This window comes from Pseudomonas gozinkensis, assembly GCF_014863585.1.
GTDB classification, from domain to species: Bacteria; Pseudomonadota; Gammaproteobacteria; order Pseudomonadales; family Pseudomonadaceae; genus Aquipseudomonas; species Aquipseudomonas gozinkensis.
In genome coordinates this window covers 4,792,766-4,807,656 of sequence record NZ_CP062253.1, presented here as the reverse complement: position 1 = coordinate 4,807,656, position 14,891 = coordinate 4,792,766, and the positions used below count along the sequence as shown (strand labels likewise).

Here is a 14,891-nt window from a genome sequence, read left to right as displayed (position 1 = left end):
AGAAGCTTGCATGAGTCTGCAAGGTAAAGTTGCACTGGTCACCGGCGCAAGCCGTGGTATCGGCCAGGCTATCGCACTGGAACTGGGTCGTCAGGGCGCCATCGTTGTCGGCACCGCGACTTCCGCTTCGGGCGCCGAGCGCATTGCTGCGACCCTGAAGGAAAACGGCATTCAGGGCGCTGGTTTCGAACTGAACGTTACCAGCGACGAATCCGTCACCAAAGTGCTTGCCAGCATTCAGGAGCAGTTCGGTGCGCCAGTGGCGATTCTGGTCAACAATGCCGGCATCACCCGCGATAACCTGATGATGCGCATGAAAGACGACGAGTGGTACGACGTGATCGATACCAACCTGAACAGTCTGTATCGCCTGTCCAAGGGCGTTCTGCGCGGCATGACGAAAGCGCGTTGGGGCCGAATTATCAGTATTGGCTCGGTGGTGGGTGCCATGGGCAACGCTGGCCAAGTAAACTATGCAGCCGCCAAGGCCGGTCTGGAAGGTTTCAGCCGTGCCATGGCGCGTGAAGTCGGTTCGCGTTCGATTACGGTCAACTCGGTAACCCCAGGGTTCATCGACACCGATATGACCCGCGAGCTGCCTGAAGCACAGCGTGAAGCCTTGCAGACGCAGATTCCGCTGGGCCGTCTGGGACAAGCTCAAGAGATCGCGTCCGTGGTCGCTTTTCTTGCATCCGACGGTGCGGCATACGTGACCGGGGCTACAATCCCGGTTAACGGCGGGATGTACATGTAAGTAAAATGTGACGGATTGCTTCAAAAAAATGTCATACGAGCTGTCTAAAATCCGTTATAAAGCTGCAATCTATTTATAGGCGGCGGGCCGCAGGGTTTGAGGAGTGAAGCTTTCAGTTGAAAAGCTGAAAAGTCTTTCTATACACTTACCCACTGGCCAGCTGCCTGAATTTGTCCATTAGGAGTGAAAACAAGGTATGAGCACCATCGAAGAGCGCGTCAAGAAAATCGTTGCCGAGCAACTGGGTGTTAAAGAAGAAGAAGTGGTCAACACCGCTTCCTTCGTAGAAGACCTGGGTGCCGACTCCCTTGACACCGTTGAGCTGGTGATGGCTCTGGAAGAGGAATTCGAGACCGAAATCCCTGACGAAGAAGCTGAGAAGATCACTACTGTACAAGCTGCAATCGACTACGTTACTAGCCACCAGGCGTAATAGTTTGTAATCGTTGCTTGCTGTCATGGAAAAACCGCACTGCCATCATGGCGTGCGGTTTTTTCTTTAGGCCTGATGCAAAATCGTCATTTGAAAAAGGAGAGTGCTGTGTCGCGTAGACGCGTCGTAGTCACCGGTATGGGTATGTTGTCGCCACTGGGCACGGATGTGCCGAGCAGTTGGCAGGGCATTCTGGCTGGCCGCAGTGGCATTGGTCTGATCGAACACACCGACCTTTCTGCCTATTCCACCCGCTTTGGCGGCTCGGTAAAGGGCTTCAATGTCGAGGAGTACCTGTCGGTCAAGGAAGCGCGCAAGCTCGACCTGTTCATTCAGTACGGTCTGGCGGCCGGCTTTCAAGCCGTACGCAATGCCGGTCTGGAAGTCACCGATGCCAACCGTGAACGCATTGGCGTGGCCATGGGTTCGGGTATCGGCGGTCTGACCAACATCGAAGAAACCAGCCGCACCCTGCACGAGACTGGCCCGCGCCGGATTTCTCCGTTCTTTGTGCCTGGCTCGATCATCAATATGATTTCCGGTTTCCTGTCCATCCATCTGGGTGCACAGGGGCCTAACTATGCCATCGCCACAGCGTGTACCACCGGTACGCACTGCATCGGCATGGCGGCGCGCAACATCATGTACGACGAAGCCGACGTGATGATTGCCGGCGGTGCCGAGATGGCCGCGTGCGGTCTGGGCATGGGCGGCTTTGGTGCCTCCCGTGCACTGTCGACCCGCAACGACGAACCGACCCGCGCCAGCCGTCCGTGGGACAAGGGCCGCGACGGCTTCGTACTGTCCGACGGCGCCGGCGCCCTGGTGCTCGAAGAGCTCGAGCATGCCAAGGCCCGTGGCGCGACCATCTACGCCGAACTGATCGGTTTCGGCACCAGTGGCGACGCCTTCCACATGACTTCGCCACCCGCCGACGGCGCCGGTGCCGCACGCTGCATCACCAATGCGCTGCGCGATGCGAAGATCAACGTCGATCAAGTGCAATACATCAACGCCCACGGTACTTCGACGCCGGCCGGCGACCTTGCCGAAGCCAACGCGATCAAGTCGGTGTTCGGTGATCACGCCTACAAGCTGGCGGTCAGCTCCACCAAGTCCATGACCGGTCACCTGCTGGGAGCGGCGGGTGCGGTCGAGGCGATCTTCAGCGTGCTGGCGATCAACAGCCAGGTGGCGCCGCCGACCATCAACCTCGATGAGCCGGACGAAGGCTGCGACCTCGATTTCGTGCCGCACACCGCGCGCAACATGGATATCGATGTCGTGCTGTCCAACTCGTTCGGGTTTGGCGGCACCAACGGTACGTTGGCGTTCCGTCGGTTCGCCGGCTGATGGACTGCTGGGTCGACGGTCTGCCGGCTGACGCTCTGTCGCTGAAAGATCGTGGCCTGGCTTACGGCGACGGTCTGTTCGAGACCATCGCCGTGCGTGGCGGTCAGCCGTTGCTGCTGGATCGGCATCTGACGCGACTGGCCGATGGCTGTGCGCGTCTGGCCATCGCAGCCGACATCGAGCGGGTTCGCCAGGAGCTGCAATCCTATGCCGCCGCGATGGGCGAGGGCGTGCTCAAGCTCATCCTCACCCGTGGCGACGGATTGCGCGGTTATGCGCCGGATCCTTCGGCGCAGGGCCGACGCATTCTGCAAGGCAATCCTCCCGCCGCTTATCCAGCGGCCCACGCCGAGCAGGGCGTTCGCCTGTTTCCGTGCAGCACGCGTTTGTCTAAACAACCGTTGCTCGCCGGGCTCAAGCACCTCAATCGACTGGAGCAGGTCATTGCCCGCGCCGAATGGCAGGACAGTGAGCATGCCGAAGGTTTGATGCTCGATCAGGCCGGTCGGGTGATCGAAGGCGTGTTCAGCAATCTGTTCCTGGTGCGTGACGGTGTGCTGATCACGGCGGACCTGAAACGCTGCGGCGTGGCCGGTGTGATGCGCGCAGAAATATTGTTTCAGGCCGAGTCCCTTGGCATTCCCGTGCAAATCACCGACATCCCCCTCGAACAGCTGCAATGGGCCGATGAAGTCCTTGTCTGCAACAGCGTGTATGGCGTCTGGCCGGTACGCGCCTGTGCTGCTCTGAGCTGGCCGGTTGGCCCGCTCACCCGTAAACTGCAAACCATTGCCCGCGCGCTACTGGATGCCTGATTCGTGAGACGTAAACTTTTGCTGCTGCTGGAAACCGGACTGGTTCTGGCAGGGCTGCTGTTGGGCGCCAGCGCCTGGAAGATTCATTCGGCACTGGAACAGCCCCTGAACATCACGCAGGAAGAACTGCTGGATGTGCCCAAGGGATCCACCCCGACCCGTACTTTTCTTGGACTCGAAGCCGATGGCGTCATCAAGGACGCGTTCTGGCTGCGGGTCTATTGGCGTTTCAATCTTGCCGGCACGCCGATTCACAGCGGTGAATACCGCATGCAGCCGGGCATGACCGTCAACGGCCTGATTGACCTGTGGAAGCGCGGCGAAGTGGTTCAGTACAGCCTGACCCTGGTCGAAGGCTGGAATTTCCATCAAGTGCGCGCCGCGCTGGCCAAAGATGAAAAGATCGAACAGACCCTCAACGGCCTGAGCGACAGTGATGTGATGGCCAGAATCGGTCACAAGGGTCTCTTTCCCGAAGGACGTTTCTTCCCCGATACCTATCGCTTCGTGCGCGGTGTGACCGATACCGAACTGCTGAAAAAAGCCTTCGACCGCCTCGACGAAGTGCTGGCCAAGGAGTGGGAAAAGCGCTCCGCCGATGTGCCTTACACCGAGCCTTATCAGGCGCTGATCATGGCGTCGCTGGTGGAGAAGGAAACTGGCGTGCCTCAGGAGCGTGGCCAGATTGCCGGCGTCTTCGTGCGTCGCATGGCGCTGGGCATGCAATTGCAGACCGATCCGACGGTGATCTACGGCCTGGGCGACCGCTACAACGGCAAACTGACCCGCGCCCATCTCAAGGAGGCCACCCCGTACAACACGTACATGATTCCGGGGCTGCCGCCGACGCCGATCGCCATGGTCGGACGTGAAGCCATTCACGCCGCACTCAACCCGGTGGATGGCACCAGCCTCTACTTTGTTGCCCGTGGTGATGGCAGCCACGTGTTCTCCGATGATCTGGACGCGCACAACAACGCGGTGCGCGAGTATCAGCTCAAGCGGCGCGCGGATTACCGCTCGAGCCCGGCGCCGGCGACTGCGCCCGAAACCGCTCCGGCAGCGGAGGAGGCGATTCCTGCCGCCTCACCCGACACCGCACCGGAATCGTTGCCGCAGCCGCCTGCTCAAGCGCCTGCGCCGACGCCGGAACCGGAAGCCTCCGCTCCCCAAAACACGCAATGACTTTGATTAAGGACTGCCTGTGACTGGCTTGTTTATTACCCTGGAAGGCCCGGAAGGCGCCGGCAAAAGCACCAACCGCGAATACCTCGCCGAGCGCCTGCGCGCCGCCGGTATCGAAGTGGTGCTGACCCGCGAGCCCGGCGGTACACCGCTGGCCGAGCGCATTCGTGAGGTGTTGCTGGCCCCGGTCGACGAAGTGATGAACCCGGACACCGAGCTGCTGCTGGTGTTCGCCGCCCGTGCCCAGCATCTGGCTGAAGTCATTCGCCCGGCGCTGGCCCGTGGCGCGGTGGTGCTGTGTGACCGTTTCACCGACTCGACTTACGCCTATCAGGGCGGCGGTCGTGGCTTGTCGCTGGAGCGCATCGCGGCGCTGGAGACTTTCGTGCAGGGCGACCTGCGTCCCGACCTGACGCTGATTTTCGATCTGCCGGTGGAAATCGGCCTGGCGCGGGCCAGCGCCCGGGGTCGCCTGGATCGTTTCGAGCTGGAAGGCCGGGCGTTTTTCGAGGCGGTGCGCAGTGCGTTCCTCGAGCGTGCCGAGGCCGATCCTGCGCGCTATGTGCGGATCGACGCCGGTCAGCCGTTGGCCAAGGTTCAACAATCGCTGGATACCCTGATTCCGAATTTGCTGGAGCTGAGCCGTGGCTGAGGCCTATCCATGGCAGGACAGTCTCTGGCAGCAACTGGCCGGGCGCACTCAGCATGCCCACGCGTATCTGCTGCACGGGCCGGCCGGGATCGGCAAGCGCGCGTTGGCCGAGCGTCTGATGGCCAGTCTGTTGTGCCAGCGTCCGACGCCTGAAGCTTGCGGCGAGTGCAAATCCTGCCTGCTGCTCAAGGCCGGCAGCCACCCGGACAATTACATCCTCGAACCGGAAGAAGCGGACAAGGCGATCAAGGTCGACCAGGTGCGTGATCTGGTCAGTTTCGTGGTGCAGACCGCGCAACTGGGCGGGCGCAAGGTGGTGCTGATCGAGCCGGTGGAGTCGATGAACATCAACGCCGCCAACGCCTTGCTCAAGAGCCTTGAAGAGCCGTCCGGCGATACCGTGTTGTTGCTGGTCAGCCACCAGCCGAGCCGGTTGTTGCCGACCATCAAGAGCCGCTGCGTGCAGCAGGCCTGCCCGCTGCCGAGCGAATCCGTGAGCCTGCAATGGCTGGCTCAGGCATTGCCGGAGTGCTCCGAAGACGAACGGGTCGAATTGTTGACCCTGGCCGCCGGCTCGCCGTTGGCCGCCGTCACGTTGCAGGGGCAGGGCGTGCGTGACCAGCGCGCGCAGGTGGTGGAAGGCGTGAAGAAGCTGCTCAAGCAGCAGCAATCGCCGACGCAACTGGCCGAGGAGTGGAAAAACATTCCGATGCTGCGTCTGTTCGACTGGTTCTGCGACTGGTCGAGCCTCATCCTGCGCTATCAATTGACCCAGGACGAAGCGGGCCTCGGCCTGACCGACATGCGTAAGGTGGTGCAATATCTGGCGCAGAAAAGTGCCCAGGCTAAAGTCCTCGATATCCAGGACTGGATCCTCGCCCAGCGCCAGAAAGTCCTGAGCAAGGCCAACCTCAATGCGGCGTTGTTGCTGGAAGCGTTATTGGTGCAATGGGCGAGCTTGCCTGGCCAAAGATAAGAATGTGTACCTAGACTCTGAACATCAGCAGTGGAGGTCAACATGAATGAACCCGTCAGCCCGGGGCCGCGCAACGGCATCTTGTCCCTGACCATCAAGGACAAGTCCGTTCTTTACGCAGCCTACATGCCGTTCATCAAGAACGGTGGCCTGTTCATCCCGACCAACAAGAGCTACAAGTTGGGCGACGAGGTGTTCATGCTGCTGAACCTGATGGACGAGGCGGAGAAGATTCCGGTGGCCGGCAAAGTCGCCTGGATCACCCCCAAAGGCGCCCAGGGCAATCGCGCAGCCGGCGTCGGCGTGCAATTCAACGATGGCGACAACACTGCGCGCAGTCGCATTGAAACTCATCTGGCCGGAGCCCTGAAATCCGACCGTCCCACTCATACGATGTAAGTTGCAGTCCTTTTTATGCTCGTAGATTCCCATTGTCACCTTGATCGCCTCGACCTCGCCGCTCACGACGGTTCCCTGGATGCCGCGCTGGATGCGGCTCGCGAACGCGGCGTCGGGCACTTCCTGTGCATCGGCGTCAGCGCCGACAACGCGGCCGATGTAAAAGCCCTGGCCGATCGTTACGACGACGTCGATTGCTCGGTCGGCGTGCATCCGCTGGATGTACAGCCGGGCGCGGCGCCGGCGCTGGACTGGCTGTTGCACGAGCTCAATCACCCGAGAGTGGTGGCGATTGGCGAAACCGGTCTGGACTACCATTACGAGCCGGAAGCAGCGGAGCTGCAGCAGGAGTCGTTCCGTCTGCACCTGCAAGCCGCGCAGCAGACCGGCAAACCGGTGATCATCCACACCCGTGGCGCCCGCGCCGACACCCTTGAACTGTTGCGCGAAGCCGCGTTGCCCCAGGCCGGTGTGCTGCATTGCTTCACCGAAGACTGGGACATGGCCAAGGCGGCGCTGGACATGGGTTATTACATTTCCCTGTCGGGCATCGTCACCTTCCGCAATGCCGATGCGCTGCGCGATGTGGCGAGCAAGGTTCCGGCCGATCGCCTGCTGGTAGAGACCGATTCGCCGTATCTGGCGCCGATCCCTTATCGCGGCAAACCGAACCTGCCGCAATACGTGCGCGAAGTGGCAGAGTTTCTGGCGATGCTGCGCGGTGAGAACTACGAGCGTTTTGCCGAGCAGACCACCGAGAACTTCAAGCGACTGTTTCCGCTGGCGAGTGTAAAAGCCTGAATCGCAGGCAAAAAAAACCCGGGTTCTGGGGGGTGAATCCGGGTTAAGACCATTAGGAGTAAAACAAAGGCACGCGGTCCCTTGGTACCTTTACCGGCGCGACACTTGGGGGAGATGTCGCCCGACAGTTCAAGTATTGATCAGTCTGGCGCCGAGTCCAGTTGGCTGGCCGGGGTTTTTAAACAAATTTGGAATACGTTCGCTTCGGTTATGTTCTCATTCCCCCCGAAACGTTCGTGAAATGAACAAGAAACACAGATATGGTCGGATGATCCGTGCATTTTTGCGCAAGTTAGGCATAATACGCGGCTTCGAATTTTGACCCCTACAGACCTTTTCTTATGCACAAAGAACCTCGTAAGGTCCGTGAGTTTCGTCGCCGCGAGCAAGAAATTCTCGATACCGCGCTCAAGCTGTTCCTCGAACAAGGTGAAGACAGTGTCACCGTCGAGATGATTGCTGATGCCGTGGGTATCGGCAAAGGCACGATCTACAAGCACTTCAAGTCCAAGGCCGAAATCTATCTGCGCCTGATGCTCGATTACGAGCGCGACTTGAACGAGCTGTTGCACTCGGCCGATGTCGACAAGGACAAGGAAGCGCTGTCCCGTGCCTACTTTGAATTCCGCATGCGCGACCCGCAGCGCTATCGCCTGTTCGATCGCCTGGAGGAGAAGGTGGTCAAGGGCAATCAAGTCCCGGAGATGGTCGAGGAACTGCACAAGATCCGAGCCTCGAACTTCGAACGCCTGACGCTGCTCATCAAGGGCCGCATCAGCGAAGGCAAGCTCGAAGACGTGCCGCCGTACTTCCACTACTGCGCATCCTGGGCGCTGGTGCACGGCGCGGTGGCGCTGTATCACTCGCCGTTCTGGAGCAATGTGCTGGAAGATCAGGAAGGTTTCTTCCAGTTCCTGATGGACATCGGCGTGCGCATGGGCAACAAGCGCAAGCGCGACCCTGAAACGCCGAGCAGCTGAATCATTCAGTCGCCTTATGCGCCGTGTTTTTCGCTACATGGCGCAGTACCGCAGGAATATACTCAGGCATAGGGCTTGCTAAAACTTGAATTGTGAGTCAAGTTTTAGTCGCTCGATTTTCCATCGCCGGAGTGCTTCATGATCGTTGACCGTCAAGGCAGGCGTTTTCGCAATTTGCGGATCAGTCTGACTTCAGCCTGCAATTACGCCTGTACCTACTGCGTGCCCAATGGCAAGCGGCTGGTGGCTGCGCAGGATGAACTGTCGGCCGAGGCCATGGCACGTGGCGTGGCTTATCTGATCGAAGCTGCCGGCATCGAGCGCCTGCGCATCACTGGCGGCGAGCCGCTGGTCAGTCCCAAACTCGAATCTTTCATGAGCGCCGTCGGCAAGATGGGCCTGGAAGACATCAGCCTGACCACCAACGGCCAGCTCCTGGCGAAGAAACTCCCGCTGCTGGTCGATGCCGGCCTGCGACGCATCAACGTTTCCCTCGATACCCTGGACGCCGGCGCGTTCCGCAGCATTGCCCGTGGCGGTGATCTGGCCACCGTGCTGGATGGCATGGATCAGGCGGCAGCGGCGGGGATGAAGATCAAGGTCAACATGGTGCCGTTGCGCGGGCAGAACCTTGATCAGGTGATGCCGTTGCTCGATTACTGCCTTGAACGCGGCTTCGAACTGCGCTTCATCGAACTGATGCGCATGGGCCACCTGGCCACTGATTCCAACGCCTTCCTGCAACAGTTCGTCAGCCTGCAACAGCTGCTGAGCCTGATCGGCGAACATTACGAGTACGCGCAAACCGACGCCCCGGTGGACGCCACGGCGGTTCGCTATGCGATTCCCGGTCGGGGCAACTTCGGCGTGATCGCCAACGAAAGCGTGCCGTTCTGCCGAACCTGCTCGCGCCTGCGCCTGTCGTCCACCGGATGGCTGCATGGCTGCCTGTCGTCGAGCAACCGCCACTATGTCGGTGACCTGCTCGACAAGCCGCGCCACGAGGCGCTGCCGGCGTTGCAGCGACTGCTGGTCAAGGCGCTGGGCGACAAGCAGGAAGTCGCTTTCTCCGGCGGCGCAACCGTCATGAAGATCATCGGCGGCTGAAAATCCTCATCGCGAGCAGGTAAATGCTGACTCCTGTGGGAGCGAGCCTGCTCGCGATTACGATCGAACAATCGACGAAGATCTGGAAATGGCGCAAAAGCTGCATCCTACGGCCATTCGCCGGTTTTCCGTCACCGGCTTCTGGAGGATTAGGATGCGTAGCCTGGTTTTGCTGCTGGCCGTTTTGGCGCTGGGCGGCTGTATGACTGTCAGTGACATGGCCGAAGGGACTCGCTACCAGATGAGCGACGCGGGCTTGCTGGACCACAGCGACAGCCGTCGCGTAAACAATTTCCGCATTCAGCCGGATTCGTTCATCTACATTGCGCAAGGCTCGTTCGCGCCGCCGGGTGGCTCCTACCCTCGTCCAAACGTAGTGGCCGAAGAAGCCTTCAAAGGCTTCGTCGAATACTTCCCGATGGTCCGCCGCGCCCGTGCGCCGGAAGGCCTCGACCAGGCGATGGGCGAAGCCCGCGACGCCGGTGCCCACTATCTGCTGTACACCCGTTTCGCCAAGGCCGACGACCGTATCGGCAACTCCGATGAATGGCTGGATGAGGAAGCCGTGGATCGCCTCGGTATTGACGGCGGCGTGATTCAGATCATGTTGATCGAGACCAGCACCCAGTATTTGATTGATACTGCACGGATCAAGAGTCGTGGCGGTTTACTGACGTTCCACGACAACAAGCCCGAAGACCTGATCGGCCCACCGCTTGCGCAGTACGCGCGCAGCCTGCTGGGCGTCGGGGACCAGTAATTCAAGGAGTACGCCATGAGTGGCCCGCAAAAAGCCAATGACCTGCTGGGGCAAATCCCCAAAACCAAAGGCTTGCCGCCGGTGCACTTGTGGGACCCGGATTTCTGCGGCGACATCGACATGCGCATCGCCCGCGACGGCACCTGGTACTACCTGGGCACGCCGATCGGGCGCAAGCCGATGGTCAAGCTGTTCTCCACGATCATCCGCCGCGATGGTGATGACTATTTCCTGATCACGCCGGTGGAGAAAGTCGGGATCAAGGTCGATGACGCGCCATTCGTGGCGGTTGCCGTCGAGGTGGAAGGCGAGGGTGAGGCGCAAGTGCTGCGCTTTACCACCAACGTCGATGAAACCACCGAGGCCGGCCCGGAACATCCGATCCGGGTCGAGATCGATCCGACAACGCAAGAACCTGCGCCATACGTACATGTGCGCACCAACCTTGAAGCGCTGATCCACCGCAACGTGTTCTACCAATTGGTCGAGCTGGCTGTCAGCCGTGAAATCGATGGCCAGCGCTGGCTCGGCGTCTGGAGCGGCGGCGAGTTTTTCCGCATCGGTCTTGAACCTTAAGACGGCGTCCGCCTGACTCCGATCCACAGATTCAGACTGCTTGAATCCCCTTCTGCAACTGCTATAGCTGTAGTGTGGCAAAGTGCCACTCGCCAAAGGGGCATGGAAATGAACAGACATCAAGTCGGTGCGCTGACGTTGATCGTTTTGCAGACAGGATGCAGCTCATGGATACAGAAACCGGATACGGTACTGATTCGAGAGCATGATCAGAGCAGTTATACGATTCATCATGACGTTGAAACAGTCGCGAAGAACTATTGGGTTTACACAGCTCTCGCGGCGAATGCCTATCACTTGGAATGGCCTAATTACCAACAACAACTGGCGCAGGCAAATATCAAGCAGGTGACAGAGCCTCTGTCCAAGCAGTTCGAGCGTGCGTGTAGACCTCACAGTGGTGTAACAATCCCTACGCCTGGCTGGCATGCATGGACTCAGTTCCCTGGACCCAATTTGGCGAAAAAGGCTGAGAAAGCGAAGTTGTTTTTCAGTGTGTGGGAGCATCGAACAGGCAAGGGAAGCAGTGATGTTTCAGAGGTCGCTATTGTTTTTCGTGGTACCGAGGGCGACCAGCGTCAGGACTGGGAGTCCAATGCGCGCTGGTTCATCCCGACAAAGCTGCGTGGCGAAGACCAATACGATATAACGCGAGATATTGTGGCTCGGGTATTCGAGGATGAAATACAAACCCGCATTCGTCAGCATCGACTGCCCCCTGATGTGAAAGTCACCGCTTTGGGGCATTCCCTTGGAGGTGGTCTGGCGCAGCAGTTGGCCTACGCAATGCCCAGATCCAGTGAGCACTTGATCAAGGTCTCAAAAGTCGTGGCATTCAACTCCTCCCCTGTCACGGGTTGGCTCAGTACGCAGAATCCCCCCCGTGATGAGAATACTCACGGATTAGAAATCGACCGCGTTTTTGAACATGGCGAAGCGCTTGCGTATGTGCGGTTGGTCATCAATATGATTGTCCCGCCGCAAAAAAGGGATTCGTACGTCAGGGATCTGCGATTCAATTTCATGACCACCCCAGGGGGTGTTTCCAATCATGGAAGTCAATTCTTTGCCTGCCGCTTCGCGGAAGTGGCAGGGGCAACCAAGGATGTCGTGTACACCGAGAGTTTTGCTGACCAGGCAGCGCCGCTGATCTCGCCTCCGGCTCCTTGAGGCCGGTAGCTTTGGGGGGGATGAGCTGTACCCCTGAGGCTATATGCTCGTTAGCCTGAAAGACTCGATTGACGTTTAATCATATGATGATTAGCGTGGGCACCCATAGCAAACAGCTTCGGGGTATCCATGTCGAGCAGTTTCCACGCATCAACGGTTGACTGGCTGGGCGCCTGGATTGCCGCCGGCCAGGTAAAACCGGGGCAAGCGATCAAGGTCGAGGCCGATCTGGGCGAGCAGCTCGGCGTCAGTCGCACCGTGATTCGCGAAGCCATCAAGACTCTCGTCGCCAAAGGCATGCTCGAAGTCGGGCCGAAAGTCGGCACGCGGGTGCTGCCGATCAAGCGCTGGAATCTGTTCGATCCGCAAGTCGTCGGCTGGCTGTCACGCAGCGGCCTGCCGGAAAATTTCGTCGACGACCTGCTCGACCTGCGCCGCACCATTGAACCGATGGCGGTGCGCTGGGCCTGCGAACGGGCGACCGTCGAACAGGTGCAAGCCGTGCAACAGGCCTACAACGCGCTGGAGCGCGCAGTGGACAGCGGCATCGATTACAACCGCGCCGACCAGTTCTTCCACGAATGCATTCTCGCCGCCAGCCACAATCAATTCATCGAACAAATGGTGCCCGCCCTCGGTGCGCTGCTCGCCGTATCCTTCGAAGTCTCGGCGGCCGACCCCGACGAATTGCGCCGCACACTGCCCATTCACAAAGACATGGCCGACGCCATCGCCGCCCGGGATGCCGCGCGCGGGGTGTGGGCCTGCATGACCCTGATCGACAATGCCGACCTGGCCATCAAGCGGTTTTACCCGCAGGTGATGGCCGACAAGAAAGCCAGCTGACAAAAACAACAAGACAGGAGGTTGCATGACGTGGACTGCGGTGACAGAGCATCGGGCGCAACTGGGCGAAGGCCCGTTCTGGGACGCCCCGACCCAGGCGCTGTACTGGGCGGACATTGCCGGCAAGCAGGCGCTACGGCTGATCGGGCAGAACGTGCAGATCTGGCAGATGCCGGAACACGTCTCGGCGTTCATTCCCTGCGCCGGCGGCGATGCACTGGTGACCCTGAGCAGCGGCGTCTACCGGCTCGATCTGGATTCCCCCGGACTTGCACCGCGACTGACGCTGTTTTGCGTCGCCGATCCGCAACCGGGCAACCGTGCCAACGAAGCACGGTGCGATGGCCAGGGCCGCTTGTGGCTCGGCACCATGCAAAACAACATCGGCGAGCAGGGCGAGGATCTGCCGATCACTCGTCGTTCCGGAGGGCTGTTCCGGATTGATCTGGATAAACGCGTCACGCCATTGCTGCGTGGCCTGGGCATTCCCAACACGCTGCTCTGGAGTGACGACGGCACCACACTGCTGTTCGGCGACAGCCTCGACAGCACCTTGTACCGCTATTTCATTCACACCGACGGCAACCTCGATACGGCCCAGCCTTGGTACAGCTCTGATCAGAACGGTGGCCCGGACGGTTCGGCGATGGACGCCGAAGGCTACGTGTGGAACGCCCGCTGGGACGGCAGCTGCCTGCTGCGCCTGACGCCCGATGGCCAGATCGACCGCAAGATCGACCTGCCGATCAGCCGCCCGACCAGTTGCGTATTCGGCGGCGCAGACCTGAAAACCCTGTACATCACCAGCGCCAAAAGTCCGCTGAACCATCCGCTGGACGGCGCTGTGCTGTCGCTGCAAGTGGATGTCGCCGGAAAGCTCTGTACGCGATTCGCCAGTTAAATCCCAAAATATGGGATGCAAAATTATATATTGAGATTATTCGGCGGTCGGGTTTATAGTCGGCTCCAGCAGTAACACGCACTCACACTTAAAAAGAACAAAACAGGTGAAGTGATGCAGCGAATTTCCATCGCACTCCACAGCGGAGTCAGCGCTTCGGGCCGTTTCGGTGCCGCGGCGTGCGCTCGCCTGTTTTGTTCCACAAGCCTTCCAGACCGGACATCGTCAGATGCCCGGTTTTTTTATGCTTTCGAACAGGAGTCCTGATTCATGGCTGAACCTCTGTCCCTGCCACCGGTGCCCGAGCCACCGAAAGGTGAGCGCCTGAAAAACAAGGTCGTATTGCTGACCGGCGCCGCCCAAGGCATCGGCGAAGCGATCGTCGCGACCTTCGCCTCCCAGCAGGCAAAACTGGTGATCAGCGATATCCAGGCTGAAAAGGTCGAGAAAGTTGCCGCGCACTGGCGCGAGCAGGGCGCCGACGTGCAAGCGATCAAGGCCGACGTCTCGCGTCAGCAGGATCTGCACGCCATGGCCAAACTGGCCATCGAGCTGCACGGTCGCATCGACGTGCTGGTCAATTGCGCCGGGGTCAACGTATTCCGCGATCCGCTGGAAATGACCGAAGAGGACTGGCGCCGCTGCTTCGCCATCGACCTCGACGGCGCCTGGTATGGCTGCAAAGCCGTGCTGCCGCAGATGATCGAGCAAGGCATCGGCAGCATCATCAACATTGCCTCGACCCATTCCACCAACATTATTCCCGGCTGCTTTCCGTACCCGGTGGCCAAGCACGGCCTGCTCGGGCTGACCCGCGCTCTGGGCATCGAGTATGCGCCGAAGGGCATTCGCGTCAACGCGATTGCGCCGGGTTACATCGAGACCCAGCTCAACGTCGATTACTGGAACGGCTTCGCCGACCCTCACGCCGAACGTCAGCGCGCCTTCGATCTGCACCCACCGAAACGCATCGGCCAGCCGATTGAAGTGGCGATGACCGCCGTGTTCCTGGCCAGTGATGAAGCGCCGTTCATCAACGCCTCGTGCATCACCATCGATGGTGGTCGCTCGGTGATGTACCACGACTGAAAAAACGGAATTCAGGTGGCAAGGTCCGCCTGAAATCCAATCATCATACGATATGACTATTGTCGTCATGATTTGCGGGAAACGCTTCGACCGC

General features: G+C 59.8%; 17 protein-coding genes. All 17 read left to right on the top strand.

The window, feature by feature from the left end; translation table 11 throughout:
* Nucleotides 1-10 precede the first annotated feature (10 nt).
* Nucleotides 11-754 (top strand): 3-oxoacyl-ACP reductase FabG, encoded by a 744-nt coding sequence (gene fabG, locus IHQ43_RS21300; RefSeq protein ID WP_007950790.1) that lies wholly within the window; start codon nucleotides 11-13, stop codon nucleotides 752-754.
* Between the two features lie 196 nt (nucleotides 755-950).
* A complete protein-coding gene (gene acpP, locus IHQ43_RS21295; RefSeq protein ID WP_003175607.1) occupies nucleotides 951-1,187 on the top strand; it encodes an acyl carrier protein in 237 nt (78 codons plus the stop codon).
* A gap of 108 nt (nucleotides 1,188-1,295) precedes the next feature.
* Nucleotides 1,296-2,540, top strand: a complete 1,245-nt coding sequence (gene fabF, locus IHQ43_RS21290) for a beta-ketoacyl-ACP synthase II (RefSeq protein ID WP_007908259.1) — start codon at nucleotides 1,296-1,298, stop codon at nucleotides 2,538-2,540.
* Nucleotides 2,540-3,355, top strand: a complete 816-nt coding sequence (pabC, locus tag IHQ43_RS21285; protein WP_192562012.1) for an aminodeoxychorismate lyase — start codon at nucleotides 2,540-2,542, stop codon at nucleotides 3,353-3,355. The genes fabF and pabC overlap by 1 nt, the downstream gene beginning before the upstream one ends.
* 3 nt (nucleotides 3,356-3,358) lie before the next feature.
* Nucleotides 3,359-4,540: an endolytic transglycosylase MltG gene (mltG, locus tag IHQ43_RS21280; RefSeq protein WP_192562011.1), complete on the top strand. Its 1,182-nt coding sequence runs from the start codon at nucleotides 3,359-3,361 to the stop codon at nucleotides 4,538-4,540.
* 19 nt (nucleotides 4,541-4,559) lie between these two features.
* Nucleotides 4,560-5,192 carry a dTMP kinase gene (gene tmk / locus IHQ43_RS21275; RefSeq protein WP_192562010.1) on the top strand — a complete coding sequence of 211 codons (633 nt, stop codon included), beginning with the start codon at nucleotides 4,560-4,562 and terminating at the stop codon, nucleotides 5,190-5,192.
* Nucleotides 5,185-6,168, top strand: a complete 984-nt coding sequence (locus tag IHQ43_RS21270) for a DNA polymerase III subunit delta' (RefSeq protein ID WP_007950798.1) — start codon at nucleotides 5,185-5,187, stop codon at nucleotides 6,166-6,168. The genes tmk and IHQ43_RS21270 overlap by 8 nt, the downstream gene beginning before the upstream one ends.
* 42 nt (nucleotides 6,169-6,210) lie before the next feature.
* A complete protein-coding gene (locus IHQ43_RS21265; RefSeq protein WP_007950801.1) occupies nucleotides 6,211-6,567 on the top strand; it encodes a PilZ domain-containing protein in 357 nt (118 codons plus the stop codon).
* Between the two features lie 15 nt (nucleotides 6,568-6,582).
* A complete protein-coding gene (locus tag IHQ43_RS21260; RefSeq protein ID WP_192562009.1) occupies nucleotides 6,583-7,368 on the top strand; it encodes a TatD family hydrolase in 786 nt (261 codons plus the stop codon).
* A 341-nt stretch (nucleotides 7,369-7,709) separates the two neighbouring features.
* Nucleotides 7,710-8,348, top strand: coding sequence for a TetR/AcrR family transcriptional regulator (locus tag IHQ43_RS21255; RefSeq protein ID WP_007950805.1), 639 nt, complete (start codon nucleotides 7,710-7,712; stop codon nucleotides 8,346-8,348).
* Between the two features lie 138 nt (nucleotides 8,349-8,486).
* A complete protein-coding gene (locus IHQ43_RS21250; RefSeq protein ID WP_007950807.1) occupies nucleotides 8,487-9,455 on the top strand; it encodes a GTP 3',8-cyclase MoaA in 969 nt (322 codons plus the stop codon).
* Between the two features lie 154 nt (nucleotides 9,456-9,609).
* A complete protein-coding gene (locus tag IHQ43_RS21245) occupies nucleotides 9,610-10,215 on the top strand; it encodes a DUF4823 domain-containing protein (RefSeq protein WP_064598539.1) in 606 nt (201 codons plus the stop codon).
* A gap of 15 nt (nucleotides 10,216-10,230) precedes the next feature.
* Nucleotides 10,231-10,791 carry a DUF1285 domain-containing protein gene (locus tag IHQ43_RS21240; protein WP_192562008.1) on the top strand — a complete coding sequence of 187 codons (561 nt, stop codon included), beginning with the start codon at nucleotides 10,231-10,233 and terminating at the stop codon, nucleotides 10,789-10,791.
* 108 nt (nucleotides 10,792-10,899) lie between these two features.
* Nucleotides 10,900-11,961 carry a Tle-like phospholipase domain-containing protein gene (locus tag IHQ43_RS21235; RefSeq protein ID WP_192562007.1) on the top strand — a complete coding sequence of 354 codons (1,062 nt, stop codon included), beginning with the start codon at nucleotides 10,900-10,902 and terminating at the stop codon, nucleotides 11,959-11,961.
* A gap of 129 nt (nucleotides 11,962-12,090) precedes the next feature.
* Nucleotides 12,091-12,807, top strand: a complete 717-nt coding sequence (locus tag IHQ43_RS21230; protein ID WP_007950814.1) for a FadR/GntR family transcriptional regulator — start codon at nucleotides 12,091-12,093, stop codon at nucleotides 12,805-12,807.
* A gap of 25 nt (nucleotides 12,808-12,832) precedes the next feature.
* Nucleotides 12,833-13,708 carry an SMP-30/gluconolactonase/LRE family protein gene (locus tag IHQ43_RS21225; RefSeq protein WP_192562006.1) on the top strand — a complete coding sequence of 292 codons (876 nt, stop codon included), beginning with the start codon at nucleotides 12,833-12,835 and terminating at the stop codon, nucleotides 13,706-13,708.
* 270 nt (nucleotides 13,709-13,978) lie between these two features.
* Nucleotides 13,979-14,797, top strand: coding sequence for an SDR family oxidoreductase (locus IHQ43_RS21220; RefSeq protein ID WP_102622546.1), 819 nt, complete (start codon nucleotides 13,979-13,981; stop codon nucleotides 14,795-14,797).
* The last annotated feature ends 94 nt before the right edge of the window (nucleotides 14,798-14,891 follow it).

Excerpts from the sequence above, each read along its gene's own strand:
- acpP (WP_003175607.1), top strand. The coding sequence starts at position 951 with ATGAGCACCATCGAAGAGCGCGTCAAGAAAATCGTTGCCGAGCAACTG.
- pabC (WP_192562012.1), top strand. The coding sequence starts at position 2,540 with ATGGACTGCTGGGTCGACGGTCTGCCGGCTGACGCTCTGTCGCTGAAA.
- IHQ43_RS21245 (WP_064598539.1), top strand. The coding sequence starts at position 9,610 with ATGCGTAGCCTGGTTTTGCTGCTGGCCGTTTTGGCGCTGGGCGGCTGT.
- IHQ43_RS21220 (WP_102622546.1), top strand. The coding sequence starts at position 13,979 with ATGGCTGAACCTCTGTCCCTGCCACCGGTGCCCGAGCCACCGAAAGGT.
- IHQ43_RS21265 (WP_007950801.1), top strand. The coding sequence starts at position 6,211 with ATGAATGAACCCGTCAGCCCGGGGCCGCGCAACGGCATCTTGTCCCTG.
- fabG (WP_007950790.1), top strand. The coding sequence starts at position 11 with ATGAGTCTGCAAGGTAAAGTTGCACTGGTCACCGGCGCAAGCCGTGGT.
- IHQ43_RS21230 (WP_007950814.1), top strand. The coding sequence starts at position 12,091 with ATGTCGAGCAGTTTCCACGCATCAACGGTTGACTGGCTGGGCGCCTGG.
- IHQ43_RS21235 (WP_192562007.1), top strand. The coding sequence starts at position 10,900 with ATGAACAGACATCAAGTCGGTGCGCTGACGTTGATCGTTTTGCAGACA.
- IHQ43_RS21240 (WP_192562008.1), top strand. The coding sequence starts at position 10,231 with ATGAGTGGCCCGCAAAAAGCCAATGACCTGCTGGGGCAAATCCCCAAA.
- IHQ43_RS21250 (WP_007950807.1), top strand. The coding sequence starts at position 8,487 with ATGATCGTTGACCGTCAAGGCAGGCGTTTTCGCAATTTGCGGATCAGT.
- IHQ43_RS21260 (WP_192562009.1), top strand. The coding sequence starts at position 6,583 with ATGCTCGTAGATTCCCATTGTCACCTTGATCGCCTCGACCTCGCCGCT.
- IHQ43_RS21255 (WP_007950805.1), top strand. The coding sequence starts at position 7,710 with ATGCACAAAGAACCTCGTAAGGTCCGTGAGTTTCGTCGCCGCGAGCAA.
- IHQ43_RS21225 (WP_192562006.1), top strand. The coding sequence starts at position 12,833 with ATGACGTGGACTGCGGTGACAGAGCATCGGGCGCAACTGGGCGAAGGC.